General features: G+C 64.7%; 12 protein-coding genes. 6 read left to right on the forward strand and 6 right to left on the reverse strand.

Annotated features, from left to right (window positions below; all coding sequences use genetic code 11):
* Positions 1-345: 345 nt before the first annotated feature.
* The 5 genes from AC1DV8_RS21760 to AC1DV8_RS21780 form a co-directional block, all read right to left on the reverse strand.
* Complete coding sequence (locus tag AC1DV8_RS21760; RefSeq protein WP_477158892.1) at positions 346-1,476, reverse strand: glycoside hydrolase family 172 protein; 1,131 nt, start codon at positions 1,474-1,476, stop codon at positions 346-348.
* Positions 1,477-1,507: 31 nt separating this feature from the next.
* A complete protein-coding gene (locus AC1DV8_RS21765) occupies positions 1,508-2,347 on the reverse strand; it encodes a carbohydrate ABC transporter permease (protein WP_477158893.1) in 840 nt (279 codons plus the stop codon).
* Entirely contained in the window at positions 2,340-3,278 is a 939-nt protein-coding gene (locus AC1DV8_RS21770; protein WP_477158894.1) for a carbohydrate ABC transporter permease, read from the reverse strand. Before AC1DV8_RS21770 ends, AC1DV8_RS21765 begins: the two co-directional genes overlap by 8 nt.
* A 10-nt stretch (positions 3,279-3,288) precedes the next feature.
* A complete protein-coding gene (locus tag AC1DV8_RS21775) occupies positions 3,289-4,629 on the reverse strand; it encodes an ABC transporter substrate-binding protein (RefSeq protein ID WP_477158895.1) in 1,341 nt (446 codons plus the stop codon).
* A gap of 85 nt (positions 4,630-4,714) precedes the next feature.
* The gene (locus AC1DV8_RS21780) at positions 4,715-5,722 is read right to left on the reverse strand and encodes a LacI family DNA-binding transcriptional regulator (protein WP_477158896.1); all 1,008 of its coding nucleotides are present in this window, start codon (positions 5,720-5,722) and stop codon (positions 4,715-4,717) included.
* Positions 5,723-6,011: 289 nt separating this feature from the next.
* Between AC1DV8_RS21780 and AC1DV8_RS21785 the strand changes: the two genes are divergently transcribed.
* The 6 genes from AC1DV8_RS21785 (at position 6,012) to AC1DV8_RS21810 (ending at position 13,854) form a co-directional block, all read left to right on the forward strand.
* Positions 6,012-7,265, forward strand: coding sequence for an ABC transporter substrate-binding protein (locus tag AC1DV8_RS21785; RefSeq protein ID WP_477158897.1), 1,254 nt, complete (start codon positions 6,012-6,014; stop codon positions 7,263-7,265).
* Between the two features lie 75 nt (positions 7,266-7,340).
* Positions 7,341-8,237: a carbohydrate ABC transporter permease gene (locus AC1DV8_RS21790; protein ID WP_477158898.1), complete on the forward strand. Its 897-nt coding sequence runs from the start codon at positions 7,341-7,343 to the stop codon at positions 8,235-8,237.
* Positions 8,238-8,243: 6 nt separating this feature from the next.
* Positions 8,244-9,098 carry a carbohydrate ABC transporter permease gene (locus AC1DV8_RS21795; RefSeq protein WP_477158899.1) on the forward strand — a complete coding sequence of 285 codons (855 nt, stop codon included), beginning with the start codon at positions 8,244-8,246 and terminating at the stop codon, positions 9,096-9,098.
* A 15-nt stretch (positions 9,099-9,113) separates the two neighbouring features.
* Entirely contained in the window at positions 9,114-11,669 is a 2,556-nt protein-coding gene (locus AC1DV8_RS21800) for a GH116 family glycosyl-hydrolase (protein ID WP_477158900.1), read from the forward strand.
* The gene (locus AC1DV8_RS21805) at positions 11,669-12,790 is read left to right on the forward strand and encodes an ABC transporter ATP-binding protein (RefSeq protein WP_477158901.1); all 1,122 of its coding nucleotides are present in this window, start codon (positions 11,669-11,671) and stop codon (positions 12,788-12,790) included. The genes AC1DV8_RS21800 and AC1DV8_RS21805 overlap by 1 nt, the downstream gene beginning before the upstream one ends.
* Complete coding sequence (locus tag AC1DV8_RS21810) at positions 12,790-13,854, forward strand: DUF4185 domain-containing protein (RefSeq protein WP_477158902.1); 1,065 nt, start codon at positions 12,790-12,792, stop codon at positions 13,852-13,854. The genes AC1DV8_RS21805 and AC1DV8_RS21810 overlap by 1 nt, the downstream gene beginning before the upstream one ends.
* 3 nt (positions 13,855-13,857) lie before the next feature.
* Here the strand turns inward: AC1DV8_RS21810 and AC1DV8_RS21815 are convergent, their stop codons facing one another.
* Complete coding sequence (locus AC1DV8_RS21815) at positions 13,858-15,042, reverse strand: enolase C-terminal domain-like protein (RefSeq protein ID WP_477158903.1); 1,185 nt, start codon at positions 15,040-15,042, stop codon at positions 13,858-13,860.
* Between the last annotated feature and the right edge of the window lie 21 nt (positions 15,043-15,063).

Here is a 15,063-nt window from a genome sequence, read left to right on the forward strand (position 1 = left end):
GCGGCTTGACCGGCGAACCGGTCCTTGCCGTGATGGTTTCCGCCTGAACTGCAGCGACCCGCAGCCCACCCGGTCTCCTCCGCACCAACCACTCGTCATGATCTCGCTTCGGTGCAGCGGATGGGTGGGAGAATCGCATGGTGGCGGAGCGGGGGGATAGATCGGCGCAAGATTCTCTTAGTGCATTGAGATCATTGGCATCGTGGCCAAAGTGCCCTGGGTCGAGATCGTGCCCCGCAACGTCCCCCCTCTTGGAATTTCTAAGGCTTAGCGAAGGGCTAAGCCCAATAAATTCATTCTCCCCCGCAAGGGGGGAGATGGGCATCGAGCTTGTGGCCGGATGGCTCAGATCACCTCGAGATAGTCGCGGCCCGGCAGGGCCTCGAACGGGGCGGTGGGGAGGGTCTGGTACCAGAACGCCACCGAGGCGATGTCGTCTTGCAGCGGCAGGTAGCGCCGCGAGTTGCGGTTCTCCGTCCGCCAGCCGAGCGCCTGGATGGTGACCTTGAGATCGCTTTCGAAGCGGATCGGGTCGCTGAGGTGCCAGCGGTACATGCCGAAGCGGGTCTGGCTGCGATAGGTGCCGTCGGGGCGCAGCACTTGCGGCAGGCCGGAATAGGGCGTCGAGAACTCGCGGTAGCGGCTGTCCATGGTGTCGTCGACCACGCCGCCGTCGAAGTTGTAGGCGCCGCAGAAATAGTCCTCGGTGCCGGTGCCGCAGATGGTGGGGAACTCCTTGTCCCCATCCATGAAGAACTTGATCTCGCCTTCGCCCCACCAACCGGAGTTGTTGACGCCCCAGGCCATGTAGGTGCCGACATAGTGCCCGCGGCCCTTGATGCCATCGAGGATGGTGTAGTCGGTGCCATAGGGCAGGGGGTTGGTGCGGCGGAACTTGGCGTGGAAGTAGGCCGCGTCCTCCGGCACCTCGGTCAGGGCGTAGTTGATCTGGTAGTAGATGATGCCGAAATCGTCGGGGTCGGTGTTCTCGATCTCGATGCGCGCGGCCTTGCGGAACGGCATCTCCCAGTAGCAGTTGAAGGCGCGGCCGGGGTTCACGCACACGGCGAGCGAGTTGATCTGCGCGAACTGGCCCCACCCCGAGCAGAAGAAATCGCCGAGCGGCGCTTCGACCGAGGGGTTCTCCTGGTCGTCCCACCACATGCGGATGATGAGGCTGCGCCAGCGCAGGTTCGCGGTGGTCAGCCAGATCTGCTGGATCGCGCCCATGCCCTTGATGTCGGCGAGGACGCGCGTTTCGCCCGGCTCGATGCGGATCGAGGGCGAGACCTTCCAGCCCTGGCCGCTGCCGTTGGGGCCGAGCCCCTTGGCGTGCACGGCGCCGGTGCCTTCGGTGGCCGTGCCGCCCTTGCCCTTTTCGCCAGTGAAGTTCTCGGGCGAGATGGAGCGGGTCTTGGCGGGGGACAGCCGGTAGAGGTTAGAGAGGTTGACGCCGAGGCCATTGAAAGAAGTCATGTTGGGATCCGTTGGAACAGAGGGTTTGGTCTCAGCCTTTGAGGCCTGAAGTCTTGATGGAATCCATGATCTGCCGCTGGAAGATCACGAACAGGACGAGCATCGGCACCGCGACGATGGTCGAGGCGGCCATGGTGTAGTTCCAGCTGGCGGCGTACTGGCTCTTGAAGTTGGCGATGGCCACCTGCACGACCCAGAGGTTCGGGTCCGAGGCGACCGTGAGCGGCCACAGGAAGCTGTTCCAGTTGGCGAGGAAGAACAGGATCGCCAGCGCCGCGATGATCGGCCGGCTCAGCGGCAGGATGACGCTGGTGTAAATGCGCCAGTAGCCGGCGCCGTCGATGACGGCGGCTTCCTCCAGCTCCTTGGGCAGCGACAGGTAGTATTGCCGCAGCAGGAAGATGCCGAAGGCGTTGAAGATCGCCGGGATGATGAGCCCGGCATAGGAGTTCAGCATGCCCATCGAGCGCACCAGGATGAACAGCGGAACGATGATGACCGGGAGCGACACGAGGAAGGTCGAGAACATGGCGAGGAACACCACTTCGCGCCCCGGGAACTTCAGCCGTGCCAGGGCGTAGCCGGCCATGGTGTGGAAGAACAGCGCCACCACAGTCACCACCGCCGAGATGACGAAGGTGTTGAGGAGGTAGCGCCAGAACGGCACCTCGGTCAGCACGTAGACGAAGTTATCGAGCACGGGCTTGGTTGGGATCAAGTTGGACTTGAACACCTCGGTCGGGCCCTTGAAGGCGATCGACAGCATGTAGAGCAGCGGGAAGATCGCCATTACGGCGAGCACCACCGTCACCAGCATCCAGACTAGCCGGACGACGTTCGCCTGCGAACGGGAAAGGCTTGCGCTACTCATAGTCGAACCGTCCGCCGCGGGTGAGAAGGAAGAAGAACACCGTGACCACCATCAGCAGAACGACCAGCAGCGTTGCCAGCGCCGCGGCATAGCCGAAGGCGGAGTACTGGAAGGCCTGCTGGTAGATGTAGCTGATCAGCAGAGAGGTCGAGTTGGCCGGCCCGCCCTTGGTCATCACGTAGATCAGGTCGAAGGCCTGCGCGCCGGTGATGGCGGCGACCGCCGAGACCAGCAGCACGAAGAAGCTGGTGGGGCGAAGCAAGGGCAGGGTGATGAACCAGAAGCTTTGAGTGGCGCCGGCTCCGTCCATGCGTGCGGCCTCGTAATACTCCTTGGGGATGTCCTGCAGGCCGCCGAGGAAGATCAGCATGTAGAAGCCCATCAGGAACCACACCGCCGCGAGCGTCACCGTGAACAGCGCGAGGTTTGGATCGCCGAGGAATGAGATGCCGCCGAGCCCGATCGACGCGGCGAAGCGGGTGAGCACGCCGAGCTTGTCGACCACCATCAGCTGCCAGACCAGCGCCACGACGACGAGGCTGACCATCTGCGGCGCGAAGAACATCGAGCGCATGACGGTGTTGAACTTGCTGGTCCGTTGCACCAGCAACGCGAGACCGAGCCCGGTGACGTAGAGCAGGGGCACCAGCATGACGGTGAACTGCGCGGTGACGCGCAGCGACGACCAGAACAGGGGATCGATCCACATCTTGGTGTAGTTGGCGAACCCGACGAACTTGAAGCCGCCGAAGCCGTCGACCTCGAACACCGAAATGCCGAGCGCCAGGAGCATCGGCAGGCCGATGAACAGCGCCAGCCCGATGGCATCGGGCGCGACGAACAGCACGCCGGCAATTGCCTCGCGCTGCTTTGTGGTGAGCCGGATGGCAGCGGGCTTTTCGCCCGCCGCCGTGGTTGTGATGTCGGTCACTGGTCTGCCTTCAGAGGATCGGTGCGCCGGTGTAGGACGCGAGGAAGGCATCGAGCTGCTGGCTGGCAGCAGTCGCCGTCGCCTGCGGATCGGCACCGCCGAGCTGGGTCTGCTGGATGGCGTCGGAGATGATCTTGTAGACCTCCGGCGGCACCCGCGGCTCGGCCCGGGTTCCCGGATGGATCTGCGTGCCGAAGATCCCCATGTTGCCCTTGCTAAAGGCGTCGCCGCCGGCAGCCAGCGCCGAGTTGCGGGGCGGCATGTCGGACTTCGCTACGGTGCACCAATCGACCACGCGCTGCACCGAATCCGGCGCCATCGAGGCCAGCGCCCAGGCGATGAACTTCGCCGCAGCTTCCGGGTTCTTGCCCTTGGAGTTGGCAACGAAGGCCCAGCCGCCGCCGACGGTCACATACTTGCCGCCGGTCGGGACCGGGAGCTTGAAGATGCCGTACGGAACGTCGGGGGCGTTGTTGTCCATCGCCGAGATGCCCCAGATGCCGACGTTCTGCATGGCGCAGTAGCCGGAGCCGAGGTTGGCGACGATATCGCCGCCGCCACCGCCGAGCATCTGGCGCGGGGCAGCGCCGGAGTTGACCGCGTCCTGCCAGAGCTTCAGCGCCGCGACGGTCGCCGGCGAGTCGAAGGCGGACTTGCCTTCAGCCGACTGGAACTCGCCGCCGCCCTGCCACATGAACGGGTACCAGGTGAAGTTCTGGTAGTAGCCCGGGTTGGTCTCGAACAGCACGCCATAGCGCTCGGCCGTGGTCAGCTTCTTGCCCACTTCGAGCAGCTGGTCCCAGGTCTGGGGCACGTCGTTCTCGTTGAGGCCGGCGTCCTCGAAGGCCTTGATCGAGTAGTAGAAGGCCATCGGCTCGACTTCCATCGGCACGCCGAAGATCTTGCCGTCGACCATGCGGTTGGCGATGACGCTCTCGGGGAAATCGGCACGCGCCGCTTCCTCGATTGCCGGCGTCAGGTCCTGCAGCACGCCGCCATTGTAGTAGCGCAGGAAATCGCCGGGCGAGATGATGAAGATATCCGGGCCCTGGCCCGAGGCGAACGAGGTCGCGAGCTTGGTGCCGCCGATGTACTCGGAGCCCACCACGTAGTCGAGGGCGACCTGCTCGGACTGGGTGGCGTTCCAGTCGGCCACCATCTTCACGAACCAGTCGACCTGCGGCTTTACATCGCCGCCGGGGGCATAGAACTGCCAGAAGCTGAGCGTGTTGTCCTGGGCGAACGCCTTGCCGGCGAACGGCAGGGTTAGGCCGGCAGCGCCGAGTGCGGCGCCACCCTTGAGGATGGACCGGCGGGACCATCCCGACGGCATGTTGGACGTATTAGTCATCTCACTCCTCCCTGGAGCTTTCGTGTTGTCGTCCGGACGCGGCCACCTCCCCCGAAACGGCCGCGCTTACTGTTTCTCCGGTCGGCTAGGCTGACTCGAAGATGCGCAGCGCACAGGGGATGACCTCGGTGCGCGGCGGGCCGTCGAACTTTCCGTTGATGCGTTCGAGCAGCATTTCGACGGCGCGTCTTGCGAGCGCGGCTGGATTCTCGCCGGCCCGGGTGAGGTTCGGCCTCACGTATTCGAGCTGCGGCAGGTCGCCGAAGATGGCGACCGCGATGTCGTCCGGGATGCGGATGCCCCGGTCGTGGAACTCGGCCAGCGCGCCGGTGGCCATCAGGTAATTGCCGATGAACACGGCGGTCGGGCGCTGGTCGCCGGTGAGGCTGGCGATCCACTCGACCGCCTCGCGGCCGGAGGGCGGCAGGTAGGTGCCTTCGTGGCGCTGGGTCAGCCGGTCGAAGGCGACGCCGTGGTCGGCCAGCGCCTTCTCGAAGCCGTCGGCTCGCGCCATGGCGCTTTCGAAGTTGTTGGGGCCGGTGATCTGCACCACGCGCTTGTGGCCGCGCTCGGCGAAGTGCTTGCCCACCATGTAGCCGCCGCCGAAATCATCGACCTTGATGCTGTCGACGGCGTGGCTCGCGAGCTGGCCGATGAACACCACCGGGGTGTCGAGCTTCTGCAGCTCCTCGTTGATGCCATGCAGCGCGAAATCACCCACCAGCAAGCCATCGACGCGCTTCTTGTTGAGCTGGCGCAGGTAGTCGCGGCCATGCGTCTGCCAGTTCCCGCCCGGCACGTCGGTATTGTAGATCAGCGCGTCGAGCCCGGCTTCCTCGAGCGCCGCCTGCGCCGCCTTCACCATCTCGGTGTAGAACGGGTTGCCGATATCGGGGATCAGCATCGCGATCAGGTTGGTGCGGCCGGTGCGGAGGCTCTTGGCCTGCGGGTTGGGCGAATAGCCGAGCTCGTCGATCGCCGCCTGCACCTTTTCGCGCAGCGGCTTCGATACGCGATTGGCGTGGTTGATGACGTGCGAGACCGTGGTCCGGGACACGCCTGCCCGTTCGGCAACTTTTGAGATCGTGCTCATGGCGGCAACGGCTAGCACCAAACGAAAGGCGCATGCAAATGGATTTGTGAATGCATTTGCAAATCCATTCACAGCTGTTACGTTCGGTCTCGCCAGAAGACGGGGATAACCCCGCGACGGGAGAAATATCTGAACTATCACAATAGCTTAATCAGCTCACCCTGAAGTCGGACGCCGGTTTTTGGCGGTTTTCCGGGTGTGGATGGCATTTTCAACAGGGGACGCGGCAAAAACCCGCGATCCAGCACCGGCGAAGCTTTGTCGAAACGCCGGACAGAGGAGGGACGAGATGAAGAAATTACTGGCGGCTCTGCTGCTTACGGCGGGGCTGGTGTCGCCCGCGCTGGCCCAGTCGGACGAGGCGGGCAAGCTCCGCCTGATGACCTTCGGCGGCGAGGCGCAGCTCAAGTCGACGCAGGACGCGGTGGCGCGCTTCAACGCCAAGTACCCCAATGTCGAGGTCGAGATCGGCGTCGATCCGATCAGCGGCGGGTGGGGCGATTTCGTGTCGCGGGTGCTGCAGCAGTACAATGCCGGCGAGCAGTACGACGTGTATCACACGGCGGTCGAGACGCTGCAGAGCTTCGCGGCGCGCGACCTGTTCATCCCGCTCGACGACTACATCGCCACCGGCGACTTCTCGGACTTCGACGCGAAGCTGTTCGACCTGACCAAGTACAAGGGGAAGACCTACTTCATCCCCTCGACCTGGAACAACATCATGACGAACTACAACCGGACTCTGTTCGCAGAGGCCGGTATCGAAGCGCCCAGCAAGACCTGGACGTGGGACGAGTTCGCCGCGATCGCCGAAAAGCTGACCAAGCGCGACGCCAACGGCAACGTCACCCAGTTCGGCTACGAGGTCCCAGCGTTCTTCTTCGGCCTGATGCCGTGGTTCCTCTCGAACGGCACCTCGCCGGTGACCGAGGACTGGTCGGCTTCCAACATGAAGGACCCCAAGGTCGCCGAGACCCTGCAGTTCCTCTACGACCTGATCCACACCAAGAAGGTCTCGCCGGTGCCGGGACAGGAGGGCGTTGAGAACCAGTTCTTCGCCGGCCAGATCGCCATGATCTCTCGCGGCCACTGGATCGTGCAGAACGCGATTGCGTCGAAGCTCGACATGGATATCGCGGTGCAGCCGGGCAAGGTGAGCAACGACACGGTCATCGGCTTCGGTGCCTATGGCATCTCGTCCAAGGCGCAGAACCCGGAACTGGCGAAGGCGCTGGTCACGGAGCTGTTGTCCTACGAGACGCAGGTTGCCGAGGGTGATCTCGGCGGCGCGGTGCCGGGCCGCAAGTCGGCGGCCGAGACCGAGAATTTCCTGAAGTTCCCGCCGTCGGCGCCGCTCTACTACGAGACGCTGCCGACCACCCATGCGGTGCCGTCGCCGGCCAATTTCCAGGAAGTCGACCAGATTTTCATGCGTTACTTCAACGCCATCATGACCGACGAAATGACCATCCCTGATGCCGTCGCCAAGGCGGACCAGGAACTGACCCGCTCGTTCGAGCGCATCAAGCGCGTCACCCAGTAGTCCTCCCCCGGACTGCCCGCGCCGAACCCTCGGGTCCGGCGCGGGCACTTGATCTCTCTCCGGCCCGAGATGGTTATGGCGAAGCGACGACTATCCGACCTCCGCAAAGCGCAGATGCAGGCAGGCTACATCTTCGTCTTGCCCTCGATCCTGCTCTACGCAGCCTTCGTGCTGGCACCCGTCGTCATCACCATCATCCTCAGCTTCACCTATTACGACATCAGCTTCGGCGCCGACTGGGTGGGGTTCGAGAACTATGTGCGCTTCCTCACCGAGCCGCGCTCGCTCGAGATTTTCTGGAACACGCTGCGCTTCGCCTTCCTCGCGGTCACCTTCAACGTCGCGGTGGGGCTGATCCTGGCGCTGGCGCTGAACCGGGCGATGCCCAAATTCCTGCTCTACTTCTTCCGCCTCGCCTTCTTCCTGCCGGTGATCATCTCGGCGGCGTTCGTCGCGGTGGTGTGGAGCTATTTCTACAGCTTCGATTTCGGCGTGCTGAACTACTATCTGCAGCAGATCGGCATCCCGGCGGTGCCGTGGGTTTCGTCGTCGAAGGTGGCGATGACCTCGATCGTCATCATGGACGTGTGGAAGAACACCGGCTTCTTCATGATCATCCTGATCGCGGCGCTGCAGGGCGTGCCCAAGCCGATCATGGATGCGGCGTCGATGGACGGCGCGTCACCGTGGCGGCGCTTCAGCCGGATCACGCTGCCCTACATCTCGCCGGTGCTGTTCTTCTGCATCGTGTTCGCCTCGATCGGCGCGCTGCAGGTGTTCGAGTCGATCATGATCCTCACCGGCGGCGGCCCCGGCGACTCCACGCGGTCGCTGTCGATCTACCTCGTCGACGAGGCGTTCGGCAGCTTTGAGCTCGGCTACGCGGCCGCGGTCAGCGTCATCATGATGATCCTCGTCCTCATCATCACCATTATCCAGATCATCGGCTCGCGCCGCTGGGTGCGGGAGTAGCCGCCAATGAGAACCAAGACCATGCAGACGCGCGAAGCCAAGAAGTGGGTCGATCGCGCCATCATCGCGGTGCTGCTGCTGATGGGCATCGCGATGCTGATGCCGTTCTTCTGGCTGTTCTCGATGTCGTTCCGGCCAGCGGCCGAAGCCTACAAGATGCCGCCGAGCTTCTTTCCGCCGAGCTTCGATCTCACCAACTACCAGACGGTGCTCGACTCCTCGGTGCCGTTCCTGAGGATTTACTGGAACAGCCTCTATGTCGCCGTGCTGGTGACCATCGGCCAGCTCATCACCTGCACGCTTGCCGCCTTCGCCTATGCGCGGCTCCGGTTCCCCGGTCGCGACAGCCTGTTCTTCGTCATGCTGATCGGGCTGATGTTCCCGGCGCAGGTGACGATCCTCCCCATCTATCTCGGCTACGCCAAGCTTGGGCTGCTCAACAACCCGCTTGGGCTCGTGCTGATGGGGCTCACCTCAAGCTTCGGCGTGTTCATGCTGCGCCAGTTCCTACGCTCGCAACCGAAAGAGCTGGAGGAGGCCGCGCTGATGGATGGCGCCGGCTACTTCAAGATCTTCTGGCGCATCTCGCTGCCGCAATTGATGCCGGCGCTCGGGGCACTCGCCATCATCACCTTCACCGGGGCGTGGAACTCCTACTTCCAGCCGCGCGCACTGATCGAGTCGCAGGCGTCGATGACCCTGCCGATCGCGATGGACCTGCTGCGCGGCTACATGAGCCAGGGGAACCTCTCGGTGGTCATGGCCGCCATGAGCATGGCCATCCTCCCCGTCGTCCTCCTCTTCCTCGTCGCCCAGAGAATGGTGATCGAGGGCGTCACTTTCTCGGGCATCCGGGCCTGACCAATGGATTTTCAGATGACCAAGACCGATCCGCGTTTCATCTACGAAGGCGACCGCACGCGCCACATCGCCTTCCCGCTCGGCGGCATCGGCGCCGGTGGTCTCGCACTTTCCGGCAGCGGCCGGCTGGTCGACTGGTCGATCCGCAACCGCCCGGGGCTGCAGAGCTTCAACGGCTACAGCCACTTCGCCATCAAGGCGGAGGCTGGCGGCGAACTGCTCGATGCCCGCGTGCTCAACGGCCCCTATGAGGGCCTCCCCACCGGCTCGCCGACCACCCGGAAATTCTTCGACGGCTTCGGCTGGGGCGCCAATCGCAACACTCTGGCCGGCGTGCCGCACTTCGAGTCGACCACCTTCACCGGGCAGTTCCCCGTGGCCGAGGTGGCGTTCCACGACGCGACCTTCCCGGGAAAGGTGATGCTCACGGCCTGGAGCCCGTTCATCCCGACCAACGAGCGCGATTCCTCGTTGCCGGCGGCGATGTTCGAGATCGAAGTCACCAACACCGGCGGCGCGCCAGTCGACTACACCATCGGCGGCACGGTGGGGAACCACGGTTGCCAGAACGGCAGGCACAGCTATGCGGAGCAGGGCGGGGTGAAGTCGCTACTGCTCTCCGCCGCCGATGAACTGCCGGATTGGCAGTCGGGCGACGTGTCGATTGCCACCGATGCCGCCGACGTCGACCACATGGACTACCATTTCCGCGGCCAGTGGTTCGATGACCTCAACCTGTTCTGGCGCGAGTTCGCCCGGCCGGGTCGGCTGCCCGAGCGGCACTACGACAAGCCGCGGCTCAACAAGAACATGTTCGACCAGCCCGAGCACGGCACCATCGCCGCGCGCGTCACCGTCGCGCCGGGCGAGACCAAAACCATCCGCTTCGCCATCAGCTGGCATTTTCCAGTCGGGCAGGTCTACTGGCGGCAGGGGCAGCTGAACGGCGAAACCGGCACCTGGCGCAACTACTACGCCAGCCAGTGGGCCGACAGCCGCGCCGTGCTCGCCGAAGCCTTCGCGCGCTGGGATGAACTCCGCGCCCCGACCTTTGCCTTCCGCGATACGCTGTTCGGCACCTCGCTGCCGGTCGATATCGTCGACGCGGTGCAGGGTACGATGAGCATCCTCCGCACCGCCACGGTGATGCGGCTCGAGAACGGCGAGCTCTGGGCCTGGGAGGGCCAGTTCACCAACGAGGGCAGTTGCGAGGGCAGCTGCACGCATGTCTGGAACTATCAGCAGACGCTGCCCTACCTGTTCCCGGGCCTCGAGCGGACGCTGCGCGAGACCGACTACACCTACAACCAGCTGCCCAATGGCGGCCTCACCTTCCGGCAGATCATCCCGCTCGGCTCGGGCTTCTTCCCGCTCAACCCCTGCGCCGACGGCCAGTTCGGCTCGATTATCAAGACTTTTCGCGATTGGAGGATTTCCGGCGATACCGAGTGGCTGAAGGGTCTTTGGCCGAAGGTGAAGGCAGCGCTGGAGTATGCTTGGTCGACCGACAACCCGGACCAGTGGGACCCCGAGCGGACCGGCATCCTGTGGGGCCGCCAGCACCATACGCTGGACATGGAGCTGTTCGGGCCGAACTCCTGGCTGTCGACCATGTATGTCGCGGCGCTCAAGGCGGGCGCCGAGATGGGCCGGGCCGCCGGCGATACGGCGTTCGCTGCCGAGCTCGACCGCATGGGGCAGGCGGGCGCCGACTACCTCAACCTCGAGTTGTTCAACGGGCAGTACTTCATCCAGAAGACCGACCTCGGCGACAAGGCGCTGATCGAGAAGTTCGACAAGGCCTCGGGCAAGGTCGGCGTCATCGCCGACGGCTTCATGGAGACGTACTGGTCCGACGAGTACGCAGAGATAAAGTACCAGTTCAACGATGGCTGTGCGACCGACCAGATCCTCGGCCAGTGGCATGCCGACCTAGCTGGGCTCGGCAGCTTCCTCGACCCGGACAAGGTGAAGACCGCGCTGGCGTCGGCCTATCGCCACAACTACCGCGCCGAGTTGAAGGGCCACTTCAACCCCTGCCGCGTCTATGCCTATGAGGACGAGGGCGGGGTGCTGGTTGCGACGTGGCCGGAGGGCACCACCAAGCCGGCAGTCCCGGCGCCCTATTCGGAGGAAGTGTGGACCGGGCTCGAATACATGCTCGCCTCGCACCTGATCTTCCGCGGCCTCACCGACGAGGGGCTGTCCATCGTCCGCACGGCGCGCGCCCGGCATGACGGTTATCGCCGCAACCCGTGGAACGAGATCGAGTGCGGCAGCTATTACGCGCGCTCGATGTCGAGTTTCGCGCTGGTCAACGCCTGGTCCGGCTTCAGCTACGACCTGACCAAGGGGGCTATCGGCTTCGCGCCGCAGGACAAGGGCGACGGCAGCTGGTTCTGGTCGGTGGGCGAGGGCTGGGGCGTCGTCAGCCGCACCGGCAACCTCGTCCGCCTCGAGGTCCGCTACGGCAGCCTCGACCTGACCGATCTCACCTTCGCCGGCACCACCGCCCGCGTCGGCCGCAAGCTCGCGGCCGGCGACACCGCTGACCTGACCCTCGGAGGCTGATGATGGCCGAACTGCAGCTGCGGCAGGTCCGCAAGAGTTTCCAGACCCTCGAGGTCATCCACGGCATCGATTTGACCGTCGATGATGGCAGCTTCACCGTGTTCGTCGGCCCGTCCGGCTGCGGCAAGTCCACGCTGCTGCGGATGATCTCCGGGCTTGAGGAAACCTCCGACGGCGAGATCTGGCTCGATGGCACCCGCTGCGACCACCTGCTGCCGTCGGCGCGCGGCATGGCCATGGTGTTCCAGTCCTACGCGCTCTACCCGCACATGAGCGTCGAGGAGAACCTCCGTTTCGGGCTCGAAAACCAGAGGCTCGCGAAGTCTGAGATAGCGACCCGCGTCGACAAGGCCGCGGACATCCTGCAGATCAAGCATCTGCTGAAGCGCCGGCCAAACCAGCTTTCGGGCGGCCAGAGCCAGCGCGTCGCCATCGGCCGCGCGATCGTCAAGGAGCCGAAGGTGTTCCTCTTCGACGAACCGCTCTCGAACCTCGATGCCGAGCTGCGGGTGAAGATGCGGTCCGAGATTTCGGCGCTGCATCACCGGCTCGGCACCACCATGATCTACGTCACCCACGACCAGGTCGAGGCCATGACCATGGCCGACCGCATCGTGGTGCTGCGGGAGGGTGTGATCGAGCAAACCGGCGCGCCGGTGGAGCTCTACGCCCGGCCGCGCAACCAGTTCGTCGCGGGCTTCCTCGGGGCGCCGCAGATGAACTTCTTTGCCGCAAAGGTCACCGAGGCGGGTGAACGCCTCACCGTCGCCTTCAACACGGGCGGCCCCACCCTCAGCCTTGCCCGCCGCGAGGGGGCAGTGAAAGCCGGCGATGCCGTGACCATCGGCATTCGCCCCGAGCACCTGGTCCTCACCGCCAACGGATCGCTCGCCGTCGAGGTGGTCTCGACCGAAGTGCTGGGCGCCGAAACGGTGCTGCACGGCAAGACCCCCGGCGGCGAGCCGGTCACCGCCACGATGCGCGGCATCCTCGCCACGCAACGTGGCGACACGCTGCGCTTCGAGATCGCCGACGCCTTCACCCACGTGTTCGACTCCAACGGGCTGACCCTGCAGCCCACCCGCGCCTGGACCGACGACTACATGAAGAAGATCGCCTGATGCGCCTCCTAACCCTCGCCGTCGCCGCCCTCCTCGCCGCCAGCCCGGCCTTCGCCACCGACCACAGCGTCACTTCGGAAAAGGTGAAGGCGCTCACCGGCCCCAACGCGCTGGCGCCGATGAAAGGGCCGGACATCTGCGGCACCGACCTCGGCACCATGGCCGAGATCGACGGCAGGATCGTCATGGCCTTCGGCGACACCTTCGGCTGGAACGAGAACGCCTGCGTCCGGTTCGGGCCGAACTGGCGCTCCAATGTCCTCGCCTTCACCTCGGACCTCGATGCCTCCGATGGCATCGTCATCGACGACTGGGTGACCGGCGAGGACGGCAAGGCCGTGGAGATCGCCAGGGGCGCGCACCAGGATGCGTTCAAGGGCGAGCAGACCAAGATCCCGACGGCCATGGTGGCGGTCGGCGACAGGCTGTACCTCCACTACATGTCGGTGAATGGCTTCTCCTCGATGGGCGGCGTCTGGCTCTGCAACTGGTCGCGCTTCATCTCGTCGACCGATGGTGGCAAGACCTGGAGCCCAGGGCCCGAGGAGTTCGGCAGCTTCAAGTCGAGCTTCAACATGCTGGCGCTGTCGGCCCAGCCGGGCGCGGGCAATGAGGACGGCAAGTACGTCTATGCGGTCGGCACGCCGTGCGGTCGCTTCTCCGGCGCCCGCGTCGGCCGCGTCGCGGCGGATAAAGTGCTGGAGACCAAGGCCTGGGAATACTTCGACGGCACCGCCTGGGTCGCCGACCAGGCGCAGGCCGCCGAAGTGATCAAGCCCGGCGCCGGCGAGGGCTCGCTGGTCTGGAACCCCGGCATCAAGCTCTGGATGTACACGACGCTCAACGAACTCTCCGAAGCGATCGAACTGCGCTTCGCCGAGCGGCCGGAGGGCCCGTGGTCGGCGCCCGAGGTGCTGGCCCGCGGTTCGGACTACGCCCAGGCCTATGGCGCCTACATGACCCCGTCGTGGATTTCCGAGGATGGGCTGAGCTTCTGGTTCGTGATGAGCCAGTTCGGGCCGTACAACACCTACGTGATGAAGGCGACGCTGACGCCGCGCTGAGGCTCAGAGCACCATCTTCTCGATGGCCTCTTTCGACAGGCCGTGGCCGAAGCCGGGCTCGTCGCTGACGACGACAAAGCCATCCTTGGGAACGGCCATGCCGGGGTAGTTGTTGGTCTGCTTCAGCGGAATGCCGGGGGCGCCGCCGACGAAGTACTCGCCCCAGCGCGAGTTGGGCGCCGAGTAGTTGAAGTGCTGGCCGTAGGGCGTGTTCATGCCGGCGTGGCAGATCACTTCGAGGCCCGAGGCATCGGCGATGGCGGTGATCTTCTGCACCGCAGTGAAGCCGCCGACCCAGTTGATGTCGGGCTGGAAGATGTCGACGACACGATCCTTGGCCGCCTCGAAGAAGGTGTAGGGCGTGTACCAGTGCTCGCCGGTGGCCAGCGTCTGCCACGGTAGGCGTTCGCGCAGCGCCTTGTGCGAGGTATGGTCCTCGGGGATCAGGCAGTCTTCCATCCACTTGAGGTTGAACGGCTTCAGCCGGTGGGCGAGGCGCACCGCGAACTCGACATCGAAGGCCATCCAGCAGTCGAGCATCAGCTCGACATGCGGGCCGATCAACTCGCGCGCCTTGCCGACGAAGGCCTCGTTCTTGTCGAGGGCTTCGAGGCCGTCAGCGGTGCCGTAGGGGCAGGCGAGCTTGGTCGCCTTGAAGCCCAGCTCCATGTGCCAGTCGGTATCGTTGCCGGTGGCGTAGCAGAACTGCTTGTCGCGGGCGGCGCCGCCGGCGAGTTCGTATACCGGCAGCTTCAGCACCTTGCCCTTCAAATCCCAGAGCGCGAGGTCGATGCCGCTAATGGCGTAGGAGGCGAGGCCGGACGAGGAGTAGGGCGACGTGATGCGCATCATCATGTCCCACAGCTTCTCGGTGGCGAGGGCGTTCTCCTCGTGCAGCAGCGGGCCGATATGGTCGTTGATCAGGCTAATGGTCGGCTGGCCGTAGCCGGTGACGCCAAAGCCCCACGAACCGTCATCGGCGGTGACCAGCACGCCGACCGCCGGGAAGGCGTTGTTCCAGCTCGAGCGCAGCGCCTTGTAGCGCGGGTAGCGCGACATCGGGCTGGCGACTTCCGCGTCCTTGGTCCAGGGCGGCCGGCGCGCAGTGCTGGTTTCCTTGTCCTTGTCGTAGTTGCCGCCGGCAATCGGGTTGGTGATGGCAAAGGCTTCAATAGTTTTGATTTTCACGAACAATCTCCTGGTCGCCGT

It is taken from the genome of Devosia sp. P3_B2, from assembly GCF_056402875.1.